General features: G+C 36.0%; 23 protein-coding genes. 10 read left to right on the top strand and 13 right to left on the bottom strand.

Annotation, left to right across the window (positions count from 1 at the left end; translation table 11 throughout):
• The first annotated feature begins 121 nt into the window (after positions 1-121).
• The 6 genes from G9C87_RS07950 (at position 122) to G9C87_RS07925 (ending at position 5145) form a co-directional block, all read left to right on the top strand.
• Positions 122-1231 carry an Mrp/NBP35 family ATP-binding protein gene (locus G9C87_RS07950; protein WP_172279907.1) on the top strand — a complete coding sequence of 370 codons (1110 nt, stop codon included), beginning with the start codon at positions 122-124 and terminating at the stop codon, positions 1229-1231.
• Between the two features lie 45 nt (positions 1232-1276).
• Positions 1277-1525 carry a NifU family protein gene (locus G9C87_RS07945; protein WP_172279905.1) on the top strand — a complete coding sequence of 83 codons (249 nt, stop codon included), beginning with the start codon at positions 1277-1279 and terminating at the stop codon, positions 1523-1525.
• Positions 1526-1639: 114 nt separating this feature from the next.
• Positions 1640-2209, top strand: coding sequence for a serine protease (locus tag G9C87_RS07940; protein ID WP_172279903.1), 570 nt, complete (start codon positions 1640-1642; stop codon positions 2207-2209).
• Positions 2210-2229: 20 nt separating this feature from the next.
• Positions 2230-3813 (top strand): flotillin family protein, encoded by a 1584-nt coding sequence (locus G9C87_RS07935; RefSeq protein ID WP_172279900.1) that lies wholly within the window; start codon positions 2230-2232, stop codon positions 3811-3813.
• A gap of 469 nt (positions 3814-4282) precedes the next feature.
• Positions 4283-4525: a hypothetical protein gene (locus G9C87_RS07930; protein WP_172279899.1), complete on the top strand. Its 243-nt coding sequence runs from the start codon at positions 4283-4285 to the stop codon at positions 4523-4525.
• Between the two features lie 5 nt (positions 4526-4530).
• The gene (locus G9C87_RS07925) at positions 4531-5145 is read left to right on the top strand and encodes a response regulator transcription factor (RefSeq protein WP_172279897.1); all 615 of its coding nucleotides are present in this window, start codon (positions 4531-4533) and stop codon (positions 5143-5145) included.
• Positions 5146-5196: 51 nt separating this feature from the next.
• Here G9C87_RS07925 and G9C87_RS07920 read toward each other — a convergent pair whose 3' ends face one another.
• From G9C87_RS07920 to G9C87_RS07895, 6 genes are all read right to left on the bottom strand, one after another.
• The gene (locus G9C87_RS07920; protein ID WP_172279895.1) at positions 5197-8238 is read right to left on the bottom strand and encodes a choice-of-anchor I family protein; all 3042 of its coding nucleotides are present in this window, start codon (positions 8236-8238) and stop codon (positions 5197-5199) included.
• 104 nt (positions 8239-8342) lie between these two features.
• On the bottom strand, positions 8343-8504 hold the full coding sequence (locus tag G9C87_RS07915; protein ID WP_172279893.1) for a hypothetical protein: 162 nt from the start codon (positions 8502-8504) through the stop codon (positions 8343-8345).
• Positions 8501-9160, bottom strand: coding sequence for an NAD-dependent epimerase/dehydratase family protein (locus G9C87_RS07910; protein WP_172279891.1), 660 nt, complete (start codon positions 9158-9160; stop codon positions 8501-8503). The genes G9C87_RS07915 and G9C87_RS07910 overlap by 4 nt, the downstream gene beginning before the upstream one ends.
• 369 nt (positions 9161-9529) lie before the next feature.
• The gene (locus G9C87_RS07905; RefSeq protein WP_172279889.1) at positions 9530-10414 is read right to left on the bottom strand and encodes an exopolyphosphatase; all 885 of its coding nucleotides are present in this window, start codon (positions 10412-10414) and stop codon (positions 9530-9532) included.
• The gene (gene ppk1, locus G9C87_RS07900) at positions 10411-12483 is read right to left on the bottom strand and encodes a polyphosphate kinase 1 (RefSeq protein WP_172279887.1); all 2073 of its coding nucleotides are present in this window, start codon (positions 12481-12483) and stop codon (positions 10411-10413) included. Before ppk1 ends, G9C87_RS07905 begins: the two co-directional genes overlap by 4 nt.
• Before the next feature lie 201 nt (positions 12484-12684).
• On the bottom strand, positions 12685-13998 hold the full coding sequence (locus G9C87_RS07895; RefSeq protein WP_172279885.1) for a hypothetical protein: 1314 nt from the start codon (positions 13996-13998) through the stop codon (positions 12685-12687).
• A gap of 573 nt (positions 13999-14571) precedes the next feature.
• Here G9C87_RS07895 and dnaK point away from each other — a divergent pair.
• Complete coding sequence (gene dnaK / locus G9C87_RS07890; RefSeq protein WP_172279883.1) at positions 14572-16467, top strand: molecular chaperone DnaK; 1896 nt, start codon at positions 14572-14574, stop codon at positions 16465-16467.
• 89 nt (positions 16468-16556) lie between these two features.
• Here the strand turns inward: dnaK and G9C87_RS07885 are convergent, their stop codons facing one another.
• From G9C87_RS07885 to G9C87_RS07875, 3 genes are all read right to left on the bottom strand, one after another.
• On the bottom strand, positions 16557-16910 hold the full coding sequence (locus G9C87_RS07885; RefSeq protein WP_172279881.1) for a cupin domain-containing protein: 354 nt from the start codon (positions 16908-16910) through the stop codon (positions 16557-16559).
• A 19-nt stretch (positions 16911-16929) separates the two neighbouring features.
• Positions 16930-17349 carry a DoxX family membrane protein gene (locus G9C87_RS07880; protein WP_172279880.1) on the bottom strand — a complete coding sequence of 140 codons (420 nt, stop codon included), beginning with the start codon at positions 17347-17349 and terminating at the stop codon, positions 16930-16932.
• A gap of 91 nt (positions 17350-17440) precedes the next feature.
• Complete coding sequence (locus G9C87_RS07875) at positions 17441-18229, bottom strand: helix-turn-helix domain-containing protein (RefSeq protein ID WP_172279879.1); 789 nt, start codon at positions 18227-18229, stop codon at positions 17441-17443.
• A gap of 253 nt (positions 18230-18482) precedes the next feature.
• Between G9C87_RS07875 and G9C87_RS07870 the strand changes: the two genes are divergently transcribed.
• Together G9C87_RS07870 and G9C87_RS07865 are read left to right on the top strand one after the other, a co-directional pair.
• Positions 18483-19592, top strand: a complete 1110-nt coding sequence (locus G9C87_RS07870; protein WP_172279878.1) for a heparan-alpha-glucosaminide N-acetyltransferase domain-containing protein — start codon at positions 18483-18485, stop codon at positions 19590-19592.
• 121 nt (positions 19593-19713) lie between these two features.
• Positions 19714-20235 carry a thioredoxin family protein gene (locus G9C87_RS07865; protein ID WP_172279877.1) on the top strand — a complete coding sequence of 174 codons (522 nt, stop codon included), beginning with the start codon at positions 19714-19716 and terminating at the stop codon, positions 20233-20235.
• A gap of 62 nt (positions 20236-20297) precedes the next feature.
• On the opposite strand, the gene G9C87_RS07860 is transcribed toward G9C87_RS07865, so the two are convergent.
• From G9C87_RS07860 to G9C87_RS07855, 3 genes are all read right to left on the bottom strand, one after another.
• Positions 20298-20696, bottom strand: a complete 399-nt coding sequence (locus G9C87_RS07860) for a hypothetical protein (RefSeq protein WP_172279876.1) — start codon at positions 20694-20696, stop codon at positions 20298-20300.
• A 53-nt stretch (positions 20697-20749) separates the two neighbouring features.
• Positions 20750-20881 (bottom strand): hypothetical protein, encoded by a 132-nt coding sequence (locus tag G9C87_RS20875; protein ID WP_262888816.1) that lies wholly within the window; start codon positions 20879-20881, stop codon positions 20750-20752.
• A 136-nt stretch (positions 20882-21017) separates the two neighbouring features.
• On the bottom strand, positions 21018-21374 hold the full coding sequence (locus G9C87_RS07855) for a hypothetical protein (protein WP_172279875.1): 357 nt from the start codon (positions 21372-21374) through the stop codon (positions 21018-21020).
• Positions 21375-21749: 375 nt separating this feature from the next.
• Between G9C87_RS07855 and G9C87_RS07850 the strand changes: the two genes are divergently transcribed.
• Positions 21750-22763, top strand: coding sequence for a nucleoid-associated protein (locus tag G9C87_RS07850; protein WP_172279874.1), 1014 nt, complete (start codon positions 21750-21752; stop codon positions 22761-22763).
• A gap of 86 nt (positions 22764-22849) precedes the next feature.
• On the opposite strand, the gene G9C87_RS07845 is transcribed toward G9C87_RS07850, so the two are convergent.
• A complete protein-coding gene (locus G9C87_RS07845; RefSeq protein WP_172279873.1) occupies positions 22850-23599 on the bottom strand; it encodes a succinate dehydrogenase/fumarate reductase iron-sulfur subunit in 750 nt (249 codons plus the stop codon).
• Positions 23600-23608 lie beyond the last annotated feature (9 nt).

Genomic DNA, 23608 nt, shown 5'->3' with positions numbered 1-23608 from the left:
GAAACCGGAAAAGTTGATTGATATATTTTAGTGATGCGATTTATCACCTTGAGTTATAGATTTTATTCATTCTAAATTATAGAAAAAATCCGTAAATTTGTAAACAATTTATAGCAATTTTATGTTGACGAAAGAAAAGGTTCAAGATTTCCTTAAAGAAATAGAAGTAGATGATTTAGTTAATAATCTTCAGATTGTAGGAAATGATGTATATATAGATATGACGGCGCATTCACCGGCAATGCATGAAAAGAAAAAATTAGAGGCTGCAATGAAGCAGGCTTTTGCCAGTGAGTTTGGAGAAGATATCCATTTAAAGCTTAAAATAGTTTCTCCTGAGCCAAGTGAAATTCAGCAAAGCCAGATCAAAGGAAAGCAGATTCCGGGAATTCAGAATATTATCGCAATTGCTTCCGGTAAAGGAGGCGTTGGAAAATCTACCGTAGCTGCAAATATGGCAGTTACTTTAGCTAAAATGGGCTTTAAAGTGGGTCTATTGGATGCAGATATTTACGGACCATCTGTCCCTACCATGTTTGATACGGAAGGACAAAAGCCGATTTCTGTAGAGGTTAACGGAAAAAATCTAATGAAGCCTGTAGAGAATTATGGTGTGAAAATGCTTTCAATCGGATATTTCTCGGGAGCTAATCAGGCAGTAGTTTGGAGAGGTCCAATGGCTTCTAAAGCTCTGAACCAAATGATTAGAGATGCGAATTGGGGAGAGTTGGACTTTTTATTGATCGACTTACCTCCGGGTACAGGAGATATTCACTTATCAATTATTCAGGAAGTGCCTGTTACAGGAGCTGTGATTGTAAGTACACCTCAACATGTTGCATTGGCAGACGTAAGAAAAGGTATTGCCATGTTCCAGATGGAAAGTATTAATATTCCGGTTCTTGGATTAATCGAAAATATGGCGTACTTTACACCTGAAGAATTACCTGATAATAAATATTATATTTTTGGAAACCAGGGAGCACAATATTTAGCTGATGATCTTGGAATTCCGGTACTGGGAGAAATTCCTCTGATCCAGAGTATAAGAGAGGCAGGAGATGTCGGAAGGCCGGCAGCATTGCAGGAAAATTCCAAAATCGCAGATATTTATACGGAGACAGCACGTAATATGGTAGAAAGTCTTGTAGAAAGGAATAAAAATCTTCCACCTACTGAAGCTGTAAAGATCACAACTATGGCAGGATGCTCTCCAAAGGCAAAAAAATAATATTCAAATTAAATTTTGAAAAAAAACCGAATTGAACTGAAAAATATGGAAACAAACGTAGCACACGAAGATACTGTAACAAGAGTAATGGAGGCTTTAGAAAGTATCCGTCCATTTTTGAATAAAGACGGAGGTGATATTGAGCTTATTGATGTGAAAGATAACTCGGTTTATGTAAAACTTTTAGGAAACTGTTCCGGATGTTCTTTGAACTTTTCAACACTTAAACTGGGTGTAGAAAATACAATAAAGCAGCACGCTCCGGAGATCGAAAAGGTAATAAGCGTAGAGTAACATCAATTAAGATGTAAAGATAACGAAGACAGGTTTTTATAGCCTGTCTTTTTTATTATGGTCCTTTTCCGAATCATATGATGGTTTTTGTTATATTTGTTAAAACACATCAATATGTTTGGATTTATAGAAAATTTAGAACCTCTGAATCAAGGCTTTTGGTATATCGCTTTGGGTGCCAGTTTAATATTTTTAATTCAGACAATCCTTACTTTTATCGGGGGTGATCACACCGGGGCTGTTCATACAGATTTCAGTGGTGATGCACCGCATGGTGACAGTCCTTTCCAACTGTTTTCCTTCAGGAATCTGGTTAATTTCCTTTTAGGATTCGGATGGGGTGGAGTGGCCTTTTATGATTCCATAGGAAGCAAAGCACTGTTGTTTCTTGTAGCTATTCTTATCGGAACAGGTTTTCTTTTCCTTTTCTTTATTCTTATTCTACAGATTTTAAAATTAACAGAAGACAATACCTTTAAAATGGAAGATCTTATCGGAAGAACGGGTGAGGTGTATATCACGATTCCTCCAAAGATGAGTGGAATGGGAAAGATACAGATCTCCTTAAAAGGAACAAACCACGAGCTTCAGGCGATGACGGAAGCTGAAGAAAGCATTCCGTCGAGTCATTCTGTAAGAGTGATATACATTTATGACAAGATCCTTGTTGTTTCGAAAGTTTAATTAAAATTATAAAACGATATATGGAAATTCCCGGAACCCTTATTTTAACAGTTGTAATAGTCGTCGTACTATTTGTCACATTTTTAGCCCTTATTTCGCGATACAAAAGATGTCCTTCAGATAAAATTTTAGTGATCTACGGTAAAACAGGCGGAAGCTCTGCAAAGTGTATCCATGGAGGGGGAGCTTTTGTATGGCCGGTTATCCAGGATTTTGCTTATCTGGATCTGAAACCAATTTCCATTGAAGCCAATCTTACCAATGCGCTTTCGCGCCAGAATATCCGTGTGGATGTTCCTTGTCGTTTTACGATTGCCATTTCTACAGATCCTGATTCTATGGGAAATGCAGCAGAGCGTTTACTCGGATTATCTCCCGAGCAGATTCAGGAGCTTTCAAAAGATATTTTATTCGGGCAATTGCGTTTGGTTATTGCTACAATGACAATTGAGGAAATTAACTCGGACAGGGATAAATTTCTGGATAATATTTCTAAAAATGTTGATACGGAATTAAAGAAAATAGGCCTGAAGCTAATCAATGTAAACGTTACGGATATCAGGGATGAATCCGGATATATTGAAGCTCTGGGAAAAGAAGCTGCTGCAAAAGCGATCAATGAAGCAATTATCAGTGTGGCGGAACAGACTAAGATCGGTGAAACAGGAAAAGCTCTTGCTGATCGTGAGAAAGATACTCAGATTGCAGAGACACAGAGAGACAGGGATGTTAAGATAGCGATTACTCAAAAAGACAGGGAGATCAGTATTGCGGCCGCAGGAAAAGATGAGGCTATCGGTAAGGCAGAAGCTGCAAAAGAAGCACGTATTGCAACATCTTTGGCTAACTCTATTGCTGTAAAAGGAGAAAATGAAGCAAAGATTACCATCGCAAATTCCGATGCTGAAAGAAGGGAAAGAGAAGCGGAGGCATTAAGAATTGCTACTGCTGCTGAAAAGGTACAAGCAGCGAAATCACTGGAAGAGGCTTATGTGGCTGAACAGAAAGCAGAGGCTGCGAGAGCGGAAAGAGAACGGTCTACACAACAGGCTAATATTGTAGTTCCCGCAGAGATTTCAAAACAGAAAATGATTATCGATGCGCAGGCTGAAGCTGAAAAAATAAGACTACAGGCAAAAGGAGAAGCGGACGCCATATTTGCTAAAATGGAAGCTGAAGCGAAGGGTCTTTATGAGATCCTTACCAAGCAGGCTGAAGGATATGATCAGGTGGTTAAAGCTGCTGGGGGGGATGCTAACAGCGCATTCCAGCTATTGCTATTGGAAAAACTTCCTGAGCTGGTAAAAACCCAGGTGGAAGCAGTTAAAAATATCAAGATTGATAAGGTTACTGTATGGGATAGTGGAAATGGGAAAGATGGAAACAATTCTACGGCTAATTTTGTTTCAGGGATGATGAAAACAGTTCCGCCGTTAAATGATTTGTTCAATATGGCAGGACTTAATTTACCGGGCTATTTAAAAGGAAAGCCGGAGGAGGTTCAAAAAGAAATTGTTAAGATCATTGAGAAGAAAGAGAAAAAGAATTTTGATGACATGACTCTTGAAAATGATGGCTCAAAAGATGATTTTCCTAAGCCGTAAAAAGGAATTCATATTTGTATATATTTAAAAATTTCCAGTGAATTATTATTTTTAATAAATTATTCACTTAAAATAATGTAATATGTTTAAAGACAGGTTTTTATAGCCCGTCTTTTTTTATTGGTTACACTTATTAAATAAGGTGTATTAAACTAGAATTAATATTAAATTCATATAGAAATAATTCTATGTTTTTGTGAGTTTTATTAATGTTACTTTTGTAAAAAATTTATTTACAACACTATATGAGGTTTGGGCTGCTTCTGTTATGTTTTTTCTTTCCCTGTTTTATATACAAAACTCTTCAATTTGTTTCGGAGCGAGTAGTATCGTTTTACAAAAAAGATGGCAAAGCACTTCAGAAGATAAATCAGGTTTTGTATACCTTATAAAACCCATATTATTTCCAAATATATGATTCTACACTAATTGACAATACAAATAAAAAATGATCACAATAAGGTTTACTATGAAAAAGTCTAAAAACACATGGGGAATCGTCAAAATTGCCAATTTTGGGTATGGATTTTCTAAAGAAATAATAAATCGCTGTATAAATGCGGTGAAAGATCTTTATTACGGAGAAATTTATTTTCAAAAAGATCGTATCGGCCTACATGTTGTATTGCATCTTGCTAAAAATCGGACGAGGAAATGCACTCCAAAAAAATCATATCCATGGTTTTCTTTGGAAGTTATGATCAAAAACTAAGAACTATGAAAAAAATACTCATTGCGGATGACCATTATATTGTGAGAACGGGTACTGCGCTGCTGTTGGAATCGAAACTTCAATATCCCTGTACAATAGATTTTGCTGAAAATTATATTGAGACCAAGGACAAAGTTTCTAAAGAACAATATGATCTGGTGATTCTGGATATTGATATGCCTGACAGCACTTCGAAAACAATGGTAAAGGAATTAAAAGGAAAACAGGAAGATCTTAAAATCATGATCTTTTCTACTTATGATGAAAGTGTAGGCATTCAATATATTGAAGAAGGGGCGGAAGGGTTTCTTAATAAGGGTGCTTCAGAATCTGAAATATTGAGAGGCATTACAGCGATCTTTGAAGAGGGGTATTATTACCCGTCAAAGATGGTCAATAAATTGTTGTCCCACTCTAAAGATGGGCGTACTGTAGAAAAGCTTTCTAAAAGGGAATTCCAGATATTTAAACTTTTGGCTGAAGGAAATGGGAATATAGAAATTGCCAACATTCTCGACCTTAAAATGTCTACGATCAGTACCTATAAAAAGAAAATTTTTGATAAGCTAAAAATTAAAAATGTCGTAGATCTTGTTCGGATCTATGATGATATGCATTAATATAAAAAGCTCAGGATTTTCCTGAGCTTTTTTATCAATCTAATGTATATTCTATTTTACGATAAACCGTTTCAGTATACCCTCTGAAGTTTTAATGAGGTACACACCTGTAGCAAGTGATGAAGTTTCAATAAGTAAAGAATTTTTCTCTTTTTTCAAAAGTTTTCCTGACATATCGTACAATTCATAATCTTGTGCCCGGTTGAAATATAGAGTATTTCCTTTTATCAAAGGATTAGGGAATACATTAAATGTGGCCTGCTCAGCTTTTACCTCACCCGTTCCCAATGTGGGAGGTGTTACTACTTCATACATCGATAAAGTTCCGCTGATTTCATTTGCAATAACTACATAGCCTTTGCCTGTTGTTGTATTTTGTGGAGCTATGTAAATAATTCCTTCGGGGCCGTTATCACCACCATATGCTGAAGTTGATCTCGAATTTTTGTAATCCGTAAAAGTTACATTATTTGGATCTGTAATATTATAAACCATTACACCACCGGTTCTTTCCAACGTGATGAAGGCAAAAGTCTGGCCGTTTATGGTTCCTAAAGCAACACCTTCTGGTTCCGGACCTTTGGCACGGCTCCTGCTTTTAACTGCATTACTTTCGTTATCTGCGTTAAAGATTAATGGATGGCTGTATGCAATATAACGTTCAAACTGATCTCCACTATCATATACAATCTGTTTTGTATCGGCATTGAAAATGGAAAAAGAACGTGCTCCCATTGCATTAATTTCTTCGTATTCGGCATCTCCGTCTGTATTGCCATTTACATTGGTTACCCTGAATCTTCCCAGATTGTGAGAAGATTTTAATATAGATGAATTAGGGAAATTTGTAGCATCTAAAGGATAGCCATTGGCTCCTACAGTTGTTCTTTCGCTGAACCCGGAAAGGTCTTTTTCATCACCTTCATTAGCTGTTACGATATAATTGGTATTACCTGCTTTATAGTTTTGTACAGCATCGGGAGTATAAAATGTTTTTACCGGCCAATTGGCAATCAGTACCTCTCCGTTATTATCCGAAGCATCAAAACCATTTCCGGGTAAACTCATATCTTTTTTGCCTAATCCCCAAATACTCGTTATGGATTTCGTTACCAGATTTACTTCAGCAATCCCATTGTTTTCCTGAAGAGTAACCCATGCCTTTTGGCTGTCTGAGCTTACCGTTATATATTCCGGTTCCAGATCCTGGGCCAGCGTACTCGTTGCCTTTACTTTTCTTAATCCGGTTGCAAATAGAGAAGATTCTTGGGTGTTGAAATTGGTGAAATTGAGTGTTGTAACCTGACTTTGGGTAAGATTGTTTATTCCTCCGGAAATGTCAATGATACTGATTGAGCCTTCAGGATCAACTGTGTAGGCGTCATTAGGTTCTCCTTCATTGGCTGTAATAACCTTTGTTCCATCCGGAGTAAAAGTAATCATATCAGGTAATGCACCTACAGTAATTTGTTTCAGGAAATTTCCGTTAATGTCAAAAAAGATGACAGATCCGTTTTGTTGTGGGTTTACATTTGGAGAAGAAACTGCGATGATTCCGTTTTTAACCGCGATACTAGTGATTCCCCCATAAGAAGCCATATTTACCGTTTTGATAACCACAGGAGCCGTTGGAGTACTGAAATCAATAATATCAAAAACATCGGTAAGTGAACTGATCGTAAACAATCTTTGCGTGGCAGGATCATGAACAACAATTTCTGTCGAACTGTTGTTGTTTCCGGAAGGATCGAAGCTTCCGATATAGTTCAAATGAATTTGATTTGAAGGAACAGGTGCGGCCTTATCATTATCTACGATATAAATTGTGACTGAATTATCTCCTGTAATAGTAGCACCTACCGGGTTTTCAAGGCTTACTACAAAATATTCTGCCTGCTGTTCTTCGAGTATATCATCAATAATCGGAATATTTACAATATAGCTGGTAGTGGTTGGCGTAATAGTGATTGTTTGATTATTTAATGTAAAATCACTGCTGTTGGCTGTACTGAAAGGAGCCGGCTTTACAACAAGATTTACTGTAGAGGCGGAAGGATTATTAATATTGATCTTGAAACTTAGGTTACCTGCATTTTCGTTTACTTTGATGAAATTTTTATCGAGTGAAATAGTGGTACCTGCCGTAGTGAAAGTAGTAGAAGTAGCTGAAGTAACAGCATTATCACTAAAATCTTCAACGGTATTGGGTTTTAGTGCTAAATAATATGTTTGATTAGGAAGGAGAGGAGTGCCAGGAATAATCGTGATTGCATTGTTACTAAAAGTGGTTGTGAACGATATCTGTGCGCCCGAAGCATTTGCCACCCTGAATTCAACAAGATTTTGTGCATTGGTATCAGTGATTGCAGCGTTATCAATCTGTCTGACATTTTCATTAAACGAAATACTCGGATTTATTGTTGTGGATGCATTATTGGTATTATTAGCCGGAAGATACGTTACTGTAGGTGGAGTAGTATCTGTGGAACCGGTTGCTACAGCATCTACCGTAAAATTATCAAAACGATTATTTCCTGCATTTCCTCCCGATCCTGTAGCAAATTCAACTTTTAATTTAAAATTGGGGTTGTTGGAAACTCCTGCAATATTTGAAAAATCAAAAGTAACTAACTGAGGGACGTCATCCACCGGAGTAACGCTCTGGTAGGTAGTAAAAGTATTTCCGTCAAGGGAATATGACCAGATTTGTGTTCCTGCCCCTGAACCAGATCTTCTGGTTGTAAATTTTACCACTACATTATTATATCCGGTAGTAGGCAGGGAAAATTGAAGTCCACCACCAATAGGGTTGTTAAACCTTAAATGGGTTCCGGCAAGATCATTATTCCTGGCATTTAAATTATTGGTGTCGAAATTTTGACCTGATCCTCCTGCAAAATCAATAACACTTGTTCCCCCTGCAATAACAGCAAGTGAAGAGCCGTTTACCAGCGAGGATGTCGGAGTGGTAATAGAGGTTTGAGAAGCATTGTTATTGAAATTCCAGTAATGGATCAACGATTGTCCGAAAAGACCGCCTTGAAACAGGACAGCAATAGGCAGGAAGCCTCTAAAAAGATAGTTTTTCGTCATTTTTACTTTAAATTTTGATTAATGCAAAAATGAACTTTATACCTTGTAAATATTTTAATGCAATCTTAACAAATGATTAATAATAATGTAGGGGTCTATGCTTATTAGTTTCCAACCTGCTTTTGATTAATGGCTTTTTGTATCCATTGTTTTTCATTGGACGCTTTTTCAAGTGGATGTTTCTGGGTATACAGAAAACCTGAAATTGCTGTCAAAACCAGTAGGATAAAAATAACTAGGATAATTCTTTTTAACATTTCTCTCATATCGCAAGTTTTTTAATGTCTCGAATTTCTAAAACTGATGTTGGGTACCCCTTTTTTACTACATTGACCATAGCTCTTCCTACTTCATGCAATGTTAATGATTGAGACGGGAGCAAAACAGGAAAAAGCCATATAATAGGTTTGAAAAACCATTTGACATGAACCTGACCTTCTACGGGTTTCATAAATCCCGGACGAAAGTTATAGGCAGATCTGAATCCTAACTTCTTTAAAGAATTTTCGGTTCTTCCTTTTACTCTTGCCCACATTGTCTTTCCACTTTCTGTGCTGTCTGTATGGGCTCCGGAAACATAATTAAAAACCATTCCGGGGTTTTGCTTCAAAACAGCATTTGCAAAATGGAGAGTTGTATCATATGTTATTTTTGTATAATCTTCTTCATTCATTCCCACGCTGCTGATCCCTGCACAGAAAAAGCAGGCATCATAACCTTTTAGGTTTTCATCATTTTCAGTGATGCTTAGAAAATCTGGAACGATATACTCTTTTAATTTAGCATGCTTTTTTCCTGACGGTTTCCTGCTGATACTTAAAATTTCTGAAATACCGGGGTTTTCAAGACACTCCATCAGCACGCCTTCTCCTACCATTCCTGTGGCACCTGTTATTATTATTTTAATTGGGTTTGAACTCATGTTACTAAGATTATACTTTTATAACGATTTCGCACTTAAATTTACTTTAAAAAAAATTAACTTTTATAAAAAAAATTAAACATTTGCGTTTGATTAACTTTAAAATAAAAGATAAATGGGCTCTCTTCCCAGAGGTTACCCATGTTTTCCGAATAATGAAATTTTCAAACATAACCATATTTTAAGTAAATTTTAATAAAAGAACATCGCGAAAATTCTTGTAAAAGGGTGCAGTGTCCTTGACCAATTGTTTTAAATTACCCCAAAAGACGGCCCAAGAAGGCAGATTTAATAAAAATTGGTTTTAAAAATAAAAAAGTCAGATGCGTAGTGGCAAATGACTTTTTATTTTTATAATGTGCTATCCATTTATTTCTTTTCTTGTAGCTTACTGTAGATATTATGGATGAGCCCGTCTGCTACGGAAATCTTCGGAACAAAGATCCTGTTGATATCTGCCCATGCCATTACACTATTGAAAATCTTTAATGCGTGGGCCAGCACATCAGCTCTGTCTTCTCTCAGATTATGTTTTGTCATTCTTTCATCGACGCTGAGTTCATCAAATTCTTTATATACCTTTTTAAGATGAGCTAAAGACATTGGTTTTCCGTCTTTGGTTTTACTCATTGAAAACACTTTATTGATGTTTCCTCCAGATCCGATAGCAACAATCGGTTTCTTGCTCATAATATTTTTCTTGACCTCCTGCTTCATCTCATACCAGTTGTCCGGAGTAACAAGATTGTTGAGTAACCGGATGGTTCCAATATTGAAAGATTTTTCATACACCATTTTGTCATTTTCATAGAATGTAAGTTCAGTAGAACCACCGCCAACATCGATATATAAATAGGCGAAGTCTTTATCCAGACCTTCGGCCACATGATTTTCATACACCAGGGTAGCTTCTTCATCTCCTGATATAATTTCAATGTTGATGCCTGAAGTTTTTCTCACCTGTTCAATGATATCTTTTCCATTTACAGCATCGCGCATGGCACTTGTCGCACATGCCCTGTAGTGTTCCACTTTATAAATTTTCATTAGGTCACTGAAAATTTTCATTGAATCGATCACCATTTTTTCCCTTTCAGGTCCTATTTCCCCACGGGTAAAGACATCCATACCCAGTCTTAAAGGAATCCGCAAAAGATTAAGCTTTATAAATTCCGGGTGTTTGCCGTTATCTTTTACCTCATTGATTAAAAGTCTTGCTGCATTACTTCCTATATCTATTGCTGCGATCTTCATTTTGTACTCGTTTTAGCTTTTAAATATTTATAAGTTTCAATTTGAGAACGACATTCCTGCTTGTCATTTCTTACATATTCGTTACTCAGTTTTTTATCCAGAATCCTGGCCTTTACATTATCTCTCAATTGTATATCGAGGATATCCTTCAGCTCTTTTTTCAGTTCTTTATCTGTTATTTTTACTGCCGCTTCAATTCTGTAATCAAGGTTTCTGGTCATCCAGTCTGCTGATGAAATATACATGTCTTCAGCCCCTTTGTTGTAAAAATACATGACCCTGGCATGTTCCAGATATTCATCTACAATACTTATTCCTTTTATCTTTTCTTTAAATTCTTTTTGATTGACAGCGCAATAAATTCCTCTCACAATTGTTTTTATAACCACTCCTGCTAAAGCCGCATCATATAGTTTTGTAATTAAAGCACGGTCACTTACCGAATTAGCTTTAACAATAATTTCTGCCCTTCTCCCTGCTTTTGCTTCTTCGATCTCTTTATCGATATGATGGACGATCTTTTCACGCATGAATTGTGGGCAGACCATTAAACTTTTACATGTTTTAAGAACAGCAAGGTAATCTTCCTTAGGTTTTTTAAGGACGTTGAAAACTTTATTGATATCTGCCATAATTCCTCTGTCTGCGGTCATTAATAAATGATCTCCATAAATTCTGGCCGTTTTTTCATTGAAGTTCCCTGTACTGATAAATCCGTACTGAATGGTCTTGTTGTGCGCTCTTTTCTTGATAACACAGAGTTTAGCATGAACTTTTTTATCCGGAATTCCAACTAAAACGGTAATACCTTCCGGTTCCAGCATTTCTTTCCATTCAAGATTGGATTCCTCGTCGAACCGGGCCTGAAGTTCGAGCATTACCGTAACCTCTTTTCCATTTCGTGCAGCATAGATCAATGCATTGATAATTTTCGAACTGCTTGCCAGTCTGTAAGCTGTAATCTGTATTGATTTTACATCAGGATCCATTGCCGCCTCACGAAGAAGATCAATAACCGGATTATATTTATGGTATGGAAAAGTGAGCAACACGTCATTTTTCATGATCACATCCGTTACCCTTTCGCCATGTTCAAAAGCCTGATGGCTAAAAGAAGTTCTTTCCACAGGTCTGGCATAAGCTTCAAAAACATCCGGAAAATCCATGAAATGCTTAAAGTTATGAATTTTTCCACCGGGAATAATGCTGTCTTTTTTAGTGAGATTGAGCTTACGGATTAATAATTCCAGTAAAGCTTTATCCATATCTTTATCGAAAACGAATCTTGTAGGCTTTCCTTTTCTTCTGTTCTTAAGTCCTTTTTCTATTTTTTCTGCAAAATTGGTCTTGATGTCATTATCCAGATCCATTTCGGCATCCTTAGTTACTTTAAATGCATTTGCAGCAAATTCGTCATATCCAAAATAAGAAAATATATGAGGCAGGTTGAAAGTGATCACATCCTCCAGTAACATTACATTTTTCTCCTTCGGATCTTCAGTAGGGAGTAAAACAAACCTTCCTACAAAGCGTGACGGTATTTCGATGATGGCATAATTACTCTGGTATTGCCAGTCTTTTTTTCTCATGGCAACTCCCAGATAAAGACTTTTATCTCTTAAGTATGGCATTGATGTATTTTCATGAAGAAGAATAGGAATGACATTGGATTCTACCACTTCATCAAAATATTTTCTGACAAATTCTTTCTGGAGTACGGTTAAGTTTTTAGCATTCTTGATGAAAATATTCTGATCAGCCATTTCATTCTGGATTTTTTTCCAGGTTTTATCAAAATTCTGCTGTTGTCTGATCACAATTTCATTGATCCTTTGTAAAATTTTCGAAGGTGGCTGGTAGAAGGATTCCGCAATTACTTTCTCCTTAAAATCCATGGCTCGCTTTAATCCGGCAACACGTACTCTGAAAAATTCGTCAAGATTATTGGAAAAAATTCCCAGAAAACGTATTCTTAAATGCAATGGGACATTTTCGTCCATTGCCTCCTGTAAAACCCTTTCATTAAAAGCCAGCCAGGTAATATCCCTCGGATTAAAGTGTATTGACATATTTGTGTGTAAAATTTATCAAAAATAAGGATTAATACATATTGAAAGTGGATAAACAAGATTAAACTTTGATTAAGAATATAAATGCTTCATGAATGAAGAACTTGAATGCTGATCCAAAGAGCTGATAACAAAAAAGGCTGCCTTTCGACAACCTTTTTATAGTAAAATTTGATACAAAGATCCTTATTATCTTTTCAATTAATGGGTTAGTACATATTGTACTGCTTTTTCAAAAATGTTGCAGAATAATACAGAGTTGTTGTTGTCTGAGCAACTCCTTGAACCTCTGTAAAAACCGTCTGCGCTTTCATTACTTGTATACCAATTGGTATCGGAAACAACTACCAAATTATCACTGCTTACGGCATTAATGGTCCCATCTGTATTCATTATGAATGGAGTGGAGTCAGAAGGATAATTTGTTATTTTACCAATAGCCCGATACATACTTATAGGAGATCCGTCTGGCAGGTTTCCGAAAACCCCTTTGTCAGGGCCATTTGTTGTTGATATGATGTCAGTAGATAAGGTTCCGAATCTGAAATAATCAAATCTGTGTCCTGCAAAACTGGTTTTTGCCGGGAAATATCCTCCATTATAGTTATCGTTACCAATAAAAAAGAATTTCTTTTTTTCTCTGATTTTTTTATCCAGTACCCGTCTTTTTTCAGGAGTAAAGTAGCTATTGTTGACATAGCCTATCCAAATAATATCTGCGTTGTTGATGGCATACTCTAGCTCTTGAGGGCTACCGGAGTATATATTAAACGTATCGAAGGTAAATCCTGTTATTTTTACTTTTCCTGAAGGTCCAAAGTTAGAAGTGTTTCTTAATTTAGATCTTGCAACGTTTGAATATCTGCCGTCGGACAGATTGGAATTCCAGGCATCAGGAATAATGGATAATACTCTTATTGTTCTGGCTTGAGGTTGTCCGATGTTTATGATAAAAGTACATGTTTGCCCTGCTATATTTATGGTGAAGTTAGCATTGCCATTTCCCGAAGGTGTTCCGGAAATAGTTAAAGTGATGGTTCCGTTACCATTGGTTAAGGTTCCTGCAGGCGCCGAAGCCGTAAGGCCTGTAACTCCTGTTGAAGCTACAGATATTGCGTTATAACTTTGTCCGCTTGCTCCAGTATAATTAATGGTTTTAGTTCCACTACTAGGTGTAGACTGCGTATAAGTTCCTGTAAGTGTTCCACTACTACAGTCCAAAACAAAGCCTTGATTAATGCCTTCACCCAGACATTGAGACCACCCCTTAGATTTATAAACTTTTACACAATCCTCTGTTGAATCATACATAATCGTTCCGATTGCTACCTCTCCGCCCATAGGATTAGATATATTAGAAGTGCTCGAATTTGTAGGCAATACCAACCCATGATCATTGGTTGTAGGTTTATTGATATCAAGAGCCCCTCTTGGATTAGGTGTTCCAATCCCTATTTGAGCATTTGCCATTTCAAATAATAAGATTGAAGATAAAAATAGCATTTTTGTTTTCATTTGTGTGTATTTATATGTTATTGTACAATATCGTACTGATAGTTTTTTAAATAGTCAATACCTGCCAAGAGCAGAAGCTCTTAACTTTATACTGTTACTGTTAAAAGAATTTAAGAATAGATATAGCAACAGAACACAACTGGGGGATCAGAATGTGCTACGGTATTTTAAAATAGATGTGAAATGTCCGTGTTCAGAATTATTTTTAGATAATCAGTCGGAGTGGGATGTATGAGGTATTATAATTTAGGGTAGACCCATACCATAACAGGAAATAATTAATTTTGTTTTTCATCGTGTGTGTTTGTGTAAAAGAATATTGGACATATATAAGCAATTAATATGCCAAAATGGGCATGCTGATTTTTCGATATGGCAAAAAAGTCTTATAGCAGATTATTCATAAATTGTTGATATATAAAGGGATATTTTTGAGTGCTGACTTGTGTGATGATCGACTGCATCCATGTTTTCCGATGATATGTGTCAATTTGTCATATATGTTTGAATGGTATGAATATTGAGAAATGTACAGTGTAAATCAAATTAAAAATTAGAAAAATAAAAAATATTATGAGTAAAATAATTGGAATTGACTTAGGAACAACCAACTCATGTGTTGCTGTAATGGAGGGTAAAGACCCTGTTGTTATCCCTAATGCGGAAGGAAAAAGAACAACTCCTTCTATCGTAGCGTTTACAGAAGATGGTGAAAGAAAAGTAGGTGATCCTGCAAAAAGACAGGCTGTAACGAATCCAAAGAAAACTGTATACTCTATTAAAAGATTTATCGGGACTCATTTTAAAGAAGATGCTAAAGAAATCTCAAGAGTACCTTACGAAGTTGTATCCGGACCAAACGATACTGTAAAAGTAAAAATCGACGACAGAGAATATACACCACAGGAAATTTCTGCAATGATTCTTCAGAAAATGAAGAAAACGGCTGAAGATTATCTTGGACAAGAAGTAACAAGAGCGGTAATTACTGTTCCTGCATACTTCAATGATGCACAAAGACAAGCTACTAAGGAAGCGGGTGAAATCGCAGGTCTGAAAGTAGAAAGAATTATCAATGAGCCTACTGCTGCAGCTTTAGCGTACGGTCTTGATAAAAATCACAAAGATCAGAAGATCGCGGTATATGACCTTGGAGGTGGTACTTTCGATATTTCTATCCTTGATTTAGGAGATGGTGTATTCGAAGTATTGTCTACAAACGGTGATACACACTTAGGAGGTGATGATTTCGATGATGTGATCATCAACTGGATGGCTGATGAATTCAAAGCTGAAGAAGGGGTAGACTTGAAAGCAGATGCTATTGCTCTTCAAAGATTGAAAGAAGCTGCAGAAAAAGCAAAAATCGAATTATCTTCTTCTCCACAGACTGAAATCAACTTACCATATATTACAGCTACAGCTACAGGTCCTAAACACTTAGTGAAGACTTTAACTAAAGCTAAATTCGAGCAGTTATCTGCTGATCTTGTAAGAAGATCTATGGAGCCGGTTGCTAAGGCATTAAAAGATGCAGGTTTATCAACTTCTGATATCGACGAAGTAATCCTGGTAGGTGGTTCTACAAGAATCCCGATCATTCAGGAAGAAGTGGAAAAATTCTTTGGTAAGAAACCATCTAAAGGAGTTAACCCGGATGAGGTTGTAGCTATTGGTGCAGCTATCCAAGGTGGTGTATTAACAGGTGATGTAAAAGATGTATTACTTCTTGACGTTACTCCACTTTCTTTAGGTATCGAAACAATGGGTTCTGTATTCACTAAATTAATTGAAGCGAACACTACGATCCCAACGAAAAAATCTGAAGTATTCTCTACAGCTTCTGATAACCAGCCAGCTGTAAGCATCAGAGTAGGACAAGGTGAAAGACCAATGTTCAATGACAATAAAGAAATCGGTAGATTTGATCTTACAGATATTCCACCTGCACCAAGAGGAGTTCCTCAAATCGAAGTTACTTTCGATATTGATGCCAACGGTATCTTAAGTGTATCTGCTAAAGATAAAGGTACAGGTAAAGAGCAGTCTATCAAAATCCAGGCTTCTTCAGGTCTTTCTGACGAAGAAATCGAAAGAATGAAAAAAGAAGCTCAGGAAAATTCTGCAGCGGATGCGAAAAGAAAAGAAGAAGTTGAGATCTTCAATAAAGCAGACGGATTGATCTTCCAGACTGAAAAGCAATTGAAAGAGTTTGGTGATAAATTATCTGCAGATAAAAAAGCAGCCATAGAAGCTGCAGCAGCAGAACTGAAAACAGCATTTGAAGCTAAAAATTCTGATGATGTAAAAGCTAAAACTGAAGCTTTGGATGCAGCTTGGATGGCTGCTTCAGAAGAAATGTATGCAGCAGGACAACAAGCTCAGGGTGCTGATGCCGGAGCTCAGAATCCTGGCGGAAATGCAGGAGGTGATGATGTACAGGATGCAGACTTCGAAGAAGTGAAATAATAAGTTGTAAGTATATACTTACCTTTAATAATACAACCGCAGTAAAAGATTTTTTTACTGCGGTTTTTTATAAATAAAGGAGTTGTCTTTTAAAGAATTTCAACCTCTTCAGGGATCATAAAGAAGATCAGACATCCGTTTTCTGATTTTACAGAGTGTTTAAAGTTAGGAGGCGTATACAAATAATCTCCTTTTTCCAGACGCGCTCCGGCAATAATGGCATCTCCTTCCATAATAAACAATTCTTCTCCTGCCGGATGATTGTGATAAGGGTAGCTTGCTCCCGGTTCAAATTTTAAAAGAATTGTGGTTGATCTGTTCTTTTCAGGATCAAATTTCAGAGATTTAACGAAGATGCCTTCATAGTGAATGCCTTTTTCAATTAAAGGTTGCCATTCTTTTTGTTCTGTTTTTACGATGTAATAGTGAATGTTAGTGTTCATTGTAATTTATTTTTAATTGTTATTGATTCAAAAGATCTTCAATGGTCCACTTATAATGTGGAAAAGTACTGAGTAAAAATGCTCCGGCACTGAATGCAAATACTGAATAATCCAAAGGCTCTTTAAGTCCAAAAGAAAAAGACATTGCTAAAGCAAATAATAAGGTGAGGAATGATGCAAATAAAGCTGCTTTATGGATTTGGTATCCCACCAATAATAAAATACCGAGCGACAACTCTATAATAGTTGATGCCGTTGCAATGAATGGTGCTAATGACCGGGGTAAGAATGAATTGGTTTCTGCGGTATAGTTTACAAAATTTATCCATCCCGAAGACCGGTTTCCCCAAAGTCCCAATCTGCTGGCAGTAGCGGATAAAAATCCGGTAGCAAGGGCTATTCTTAACAGAAAAACAGCTATGTCCTGTCTCGCTTTCATACTCATTATTTTATTGGTTGAATTATAAGTACAAATTTCGCGAATGACGGGTAGCTAAAGAATAGACAATCCTGGGAAAAACATATAAGATTTAGTTTTTCACTGCCTTTTGATAATCCTTGGGAGATAAGGAAGTATGCTTTTTAAAGAAGTTTGAAAAGTAAAAAGGATCATTGAATCCCAACTGATAAGCGATCTCCTTAACTGTAAGCTTTTCGTAGAGCAATAATCTTTTAGATTCAGAAATAATGAGACTGTAGATGACGTTCAGTGCTGTTTTATTGGTGTGCAATTTAGAGACCTCATTGAGCTTTGCTTCTGTAGTCCCCAGAGTATCGGCAAAATAGGATACCGGATAATTCTGCGAAAAATTATGGCGGACATGTTCCAGAAACTTTAAAAATAAAGCATCAGGTTTCCAGATCTCATCACCATTTGCAATTTTACTGCGATTGATTTCTATTAACAATAATTCAACCAATGAATGGGTAGAAATGAGATATTGATAAGGCTTTTCATTAATTTCATCTTCAATCTGTTTAAGTGTTTCTGTAAAGAAGTCCGGACGGTGTATCGTGATCTTTTCATTCATACCGAAATGGCAGAACAACCCGTTATGGAAAATGAGCTCTATATCGCTGTCGCTTTTACTGAAAAAATCAAGCGTGAATTCAAGAGCCGTTAATTCGCCTTCAACAGATTTTAACTGATGAAATTGTCCTGAAGTAATGGTTACGGTTTGATTGGCTTCCAGAATAAAGAAATGCTCGTCAATCAGAATTTCAGCATGCCCGCTCTTGCACCAGAACAGCGTATACCTAATGACGCGCCTTGGTTCAGGGTGTCCCTTTTGATCTGAGTATTTTTTTATATCAATCATTTTGTTTGTTCTCTAATGTAAGAGCATGAGCCCGGAAATGCATTCATCTAAATTACAAAAAAGTTAAAGTAAAAAATAAGCGGGAAATAATATTAATAAACCGTTGGATAAAATACCGATGAAATTGATCATGGAACTTGATTATTTGTTTTAAATAAGTATATTTGTTTTTATTTAGAATTAATAAAAATTAAATTTTAAAAAACTAAAACAGTTTGATTATCAACTATATATATTGAATTAAAACAAAACTATGGAACAACTCAACAAAAGAATCTTAACATTGGACCTGATAAAAGGAATGAGTGTAATAGGGATGATTATCATTCATACCTTACTCATATTTGCCAATGTGAAATCACAATCAGATACGGCAATTGGAAGTTTTATTGTCTTTTTAGGAAGAGGGACTTCTATTTTTCTGATTTGTATGGGAATCACATTCATGACTTCCAGCCATCAAAGTTTAACAAGTGCCATCAAACGGGGAGGTTTACTTTTATTAGCAGCTTTTTTTATGAATTTTATGAAGTTCATTGTTCCCGTAATTTTAGGTTTTGCTCCTGCACATTTTATCGAAAAATATGGATGGCATGGTCCGATAGAGCAGCAATATCTATATCTGGCACTGCTGGGGGATATCTTGCAACTGGCAGGAATGTCTCTCCTTTTTGTAGGATTTATCAGGAAATATGTGAAGAATAAATATGGTATCCTTGCGATAGGTCTTTTGGCGGCTCTTGTATCAAGAGAAGTAAGCGGTATTCATATTAATTTTCCTGTCGTTAACTATATTCTGGATCTTCTTTTTAATAATAATTTTCCTGCTTATGTGTACTTTCCTGTTTTTCCATGGATGTCTTTTATTATTATCGGGATGTTTTTTGGGAAATGGTTTCAGCAGCTGAATTATAACGGGCCGCAATTGTTTAAAAATATGCTCTACGTCGGGCTTATATTTATTGCCTTAGGTGCTCCTTTGGTTTTTATGTATGGGAATTATCACTACAATGGTTTTTATCATATGGGGCCTGGAGGTGTAATTTATTTTGCAGGATGGACGCTGATATTCCTTTGGGCTATTTTCAGACTGACAAGTAAAGCAAAGGAAAATACATGTATGAAAGTTTTAAAATATTGCAGTAAAAACCTCACCTCCATGTATATGATACAATGGATATTGATTTCATGGGGAAAAGGGATTTTTGGATACAGACAGCATGGAATTGCATTTGTCTCAATCCTGATTCTCTTTTATATACTGCTCACTTTTTTAGTTCAGAACACATTGGACATTGTAAGGAAAAAAGAACCTTTGATTGTCTTCCGACGTATTGCCGTGGATGAAACAGTGTTAAAATAATAGTGTAAATATATATAGATACCAGACGGAAAACCAGCAGTTTTTTAATTTTATATTTTATTATTATAAATTCCTGATAAATTACCTAAATTCGTGTTGTATTAACTTAAAAAATATTGAAATGAAATATTCTAAAATAATCCTGGTGTTTACTGTACTTTTATTTCAGTTGGGATTTGCGCAGGAAAAAGCAGATGTAGTCCTTAACAAAGCTCTTACAGATGCTAAAAAGGAAAATAAAAATGTACTTCTTGTATTCCATGCGTCATGGTGCCAATGGTGTAAACTGATGGAAAAGAATATGAATCTTCCGGAAACAAAGCCTTTGTTTGATAAAAACTATGTTACGGCCTATGTGGATGTTCAGGAAAGAGGAGAAAAGAAAGTTCTTGAAAATCCCGGAGGCGAAGCAATGATGAATCAATATAAAGGTGAGAATGCAGGCCTTCCTTTTTGGTTGGTATTGAATTCTAAAGGTGAGGTTCTTACAGATTCTTTTAATGACAAAGGCGAAAATCTGGGATCCCCAGCAACTCCGGAGGAAGTAGATGTTTTTTTAGCGAAACTTGAAAAAACTACAAAATTGAACAGACAAGAACTTGAAACCATTCAAAAAGTTTTCGTGAAGAAAAAAGATCAATAAAGAGATTGATATCATCCAATAAAAATGCCCCGGAATCGAAAGATTCCGGGGCATTTTGCTATTTATTTTTTACCAAAAAATATCTGATCTTTTTTCTGCTGTTCCAGGTAAATTTCCTGGAAATTAACCGGCATATACTGAAAGATCGCATTCCAGTGTTGTATTTTGGTATGCTTTTTAAAGCTTTCAAATGATCTTACGAAAAGATTTTCGATAATATCTTTAACATAAGTATCCGCATTACGGTAAATTCCTTCCATCAATTTGATATGATGGCCGATAATATTAATCTTGGATTCCCGTAAGAGGTTCTTCAAGTAATTTACCGTGGATTGAATAATACCGGCGAAATTTTTTTGCATTGATAATTGAGTAATTTCACTTCTAAGAGTGGGATAGAAAAATTTTAAATACTCTACAGCTGTCTCTTCATTAATAGTTTGCATTGGCTCGTTCATCATAAATAATATTTTATTTTTCAAACACTTTTATTGCCGCCAAAATTATACCAAACTTATAAGTATGATGCAACAATAAATACTCCGATTATTAAAGCAATATGAGTTGCCAATATTTCGATATTGTGTCTGGAATTCGCTTCTTTCCACTGTTTCCAGTCGAATTGTTTTCTGATTTTTGTCTTCATAGTGATGATAATTGTGTAATGAAATACCTGAAAAATGTAATAAAAAAATAAGATGGCCGGTTTTTATCAACCGTTTTCCACGGAAAATCTCCTTAAAGTGACAAAAGGATTCTTTTTCTGATGATAAATGCTGTCACTATATGCCATGATTGTAAATCTGCTTGGCATATATTTTTTGCAAATCCCTGGACATGTGGCTAAATATTGCTTTCCGGTATTCTTCATTACAAAGGATAGTGACATTATCGAGGGAATAAATAAAAGTACATTCTATAGCATTCTTAAGCATAGCATCTCCGTTTTTATAGATGTTACTCATCTTTTTTAAACTTTTAAAAAGGAGTGTCCTTTCATTTTGACGAATCATTCGCTTGATATGATCTGTAAAAGTGCTCATGGCATAATAAGAACTTTGTGTTTTGTGCTCATCCAACTCGTACTGTATATCAGGAATAACTTCTGTAATTTCCTGAACGGCCTGTAAGTAATTCATATTTATTTAATAATGGTTTTGTTCTAAAAATCTAATAAATCCTCCGAAAATAAAGAGTACAAGAAATGCTATGAATAGCAAGTGATAAGGCTTCATCCATTTCGGGGTTTTCGGTCCTCTGCTTTTTAATCTTCGCAGCCGGTCTATTCTGTTTAAGGTTTTTAAGTCCATTTTTTATGTTTTGAGAATGGTGATGCCAAATGTGTTCCTTTGAAAATGTTTTTATTTTAATATGCTGTATATCAATTTATTGAACTAATATTGCTGATGTTTATACAGCCAGAAAACCATTCAAAATGATAAGGTTATTATCAGAATGAAATGCTGTCCGGTATTTGATATTATTAATATCTTTGCAATCCATAAAAATCAAAAATGTTTTCAAAAATTATAGTACACAGAGTAGGAAATAAGATCAACGGTGAGTCTTTAACACTTTCCCAGGAAGAGCTGCAGTTGGAAGAAGGGATGGCAGAAATGCTGGAAGATTACTTTTTAGGTTCTTTTAAAACAGAAGAAACGTACCAGTTTTACAGTGATACTTATCTTGTCAATAATCCTGTTTACAGTTCTGTAACAGAAATTTTTGAGGATAAGGCCAAATTTCTATGGGAATCGGAGAATATTGCCAAACACCTTTTTGAAGCTGCTGAAAATCCGAGAGTGCAGGGAGGAGAATTGTTTATTGTTTTCTTTGAAGATGAAAGGGAAGGCGATGAGAAAGTGGATAAAATAGGTATTTTTAAGACTGAAAAAAGAGAATCTTTCTTAAAAATATTCCCTCAGGAAGAAACTTTTGGACTTGAAAAAGATCAGGGTATTGGCTTGTCAAAAATTGATAAGGCAGCTTTGATCTATAATAATAACAAAGAAAGCGGATATGTTTTATCTGTAGTGGATAATAACAAGAACGGTGATATGTATTACTGGTTTGAGGATTTTCTTAAAGTAAAGCAGCGTGATGATGAGTATTTCCATACTCAGGAAGCTTTAATGGTGTACAAGGATTATATTACCAAGCAGCTTCCGCAGGAATTTGAGGTTTCTAAAGCGGATCAGGCTGACTTTCTGAATAAATCCATCAATTTCTTTAAAGAAAAAGAAGAGTTTAAGCTTGATGATTTTGCGAGTGAGGTACTTGGTGATGAACACGTGATTGAGAGTTTTGTTAACTTTAAAACAGATTACGAACAGGATATGCAGATCAATATTGCTGAAGAATTTCCGATCAGTGAGGCGGCTGTAAAAAAGACACAACGACATTTTAAAAGCATTATCAAATTAGATAAAAATTTTCATATCTACATTCATGGTGACCGGAAGATGCTGGAACAGGGACAGGATGAAAAAGGAAAGTACTATATGCTGTACTTTGATAAGGAAGTCTAAGGAAGTTAAAACATAAGATGTAAAAGGGCAAAAGGGTAGAATAACGAAAAAGAAAATTCACCTTTTTGTCCTTTTGCTTTTTTTATTTACTTTTTTCTGAAAAATAAAGCCCTGCTGTATTCATAGTTCATACGCGCAATATTGAGGACTGAGATTCCCTGAGGGCATTCCACTTCACAAGCTTCTGTATTGGAGCAATGACCGAATAATTCTTTATCCATCTGCTGAACCATTTTAATCACCCGTTCGCTCCTTTCTTCTTTTCCCTGGGGAAGAAGTACCATATGGCTTATTTTTGCAGAGGTAAACAATGCTGCACTCGCATTTTTACAAGTGGCTACACAAGCTCCGCATCCGATACAGGCCGCGGAATCAAAAGCTTCTTCGGCAATCTGGTGAGTAACTGCAATGGCCGTGGCATCCGGAGCCTGTCCCGTATTCACGGAAACAAAACCTCCCGAAGAAATAATTCTGTCAAAAGCCGAGCGGTCAACTTTTAAATCTCTTTTTACCGGAAATGCTTCCGCCCGGAAAGGTTCTATAACAATAGTTTCTCCGTCTTTAAAAGAACGCAGGTGGAGCTGGCATGTGGTCGTGTTTTCTAAGGGACCGTGTGCCAGGCCATTGATCATGATTCCACATTGCCCGCAAATACCTTCGCGACAGTCATGATCGAATTCTACCGGTTCTTCTCCTTCTACGATCAGCTTTTCATTAAGTGTATCGAGCATTTCGAGAAAAGACATGTGGGAATTGAGATCTTTTAAATCATAATTTACGAGCTTTCCTTCCGTGCTTCTGTCTTTCTGTCTCCATATTTTAAGATGTAAATCCATAATTTCTTT

It is taken from the genome of Chryseobacterium sp. LAM-KRS1 (assembly GCF_013184525.1).
GTDB classification, from domain to species: domain Bacteria; phylum Bacteroidota; class Bacteroidia; order Flavobacteriales; family Weeksellaceae; genus Chryseobacterium; species Chryseobacterium proteolyticum.
This window is presented reverse-complemented; position numbering and strand designations above follow the sequence as displayed.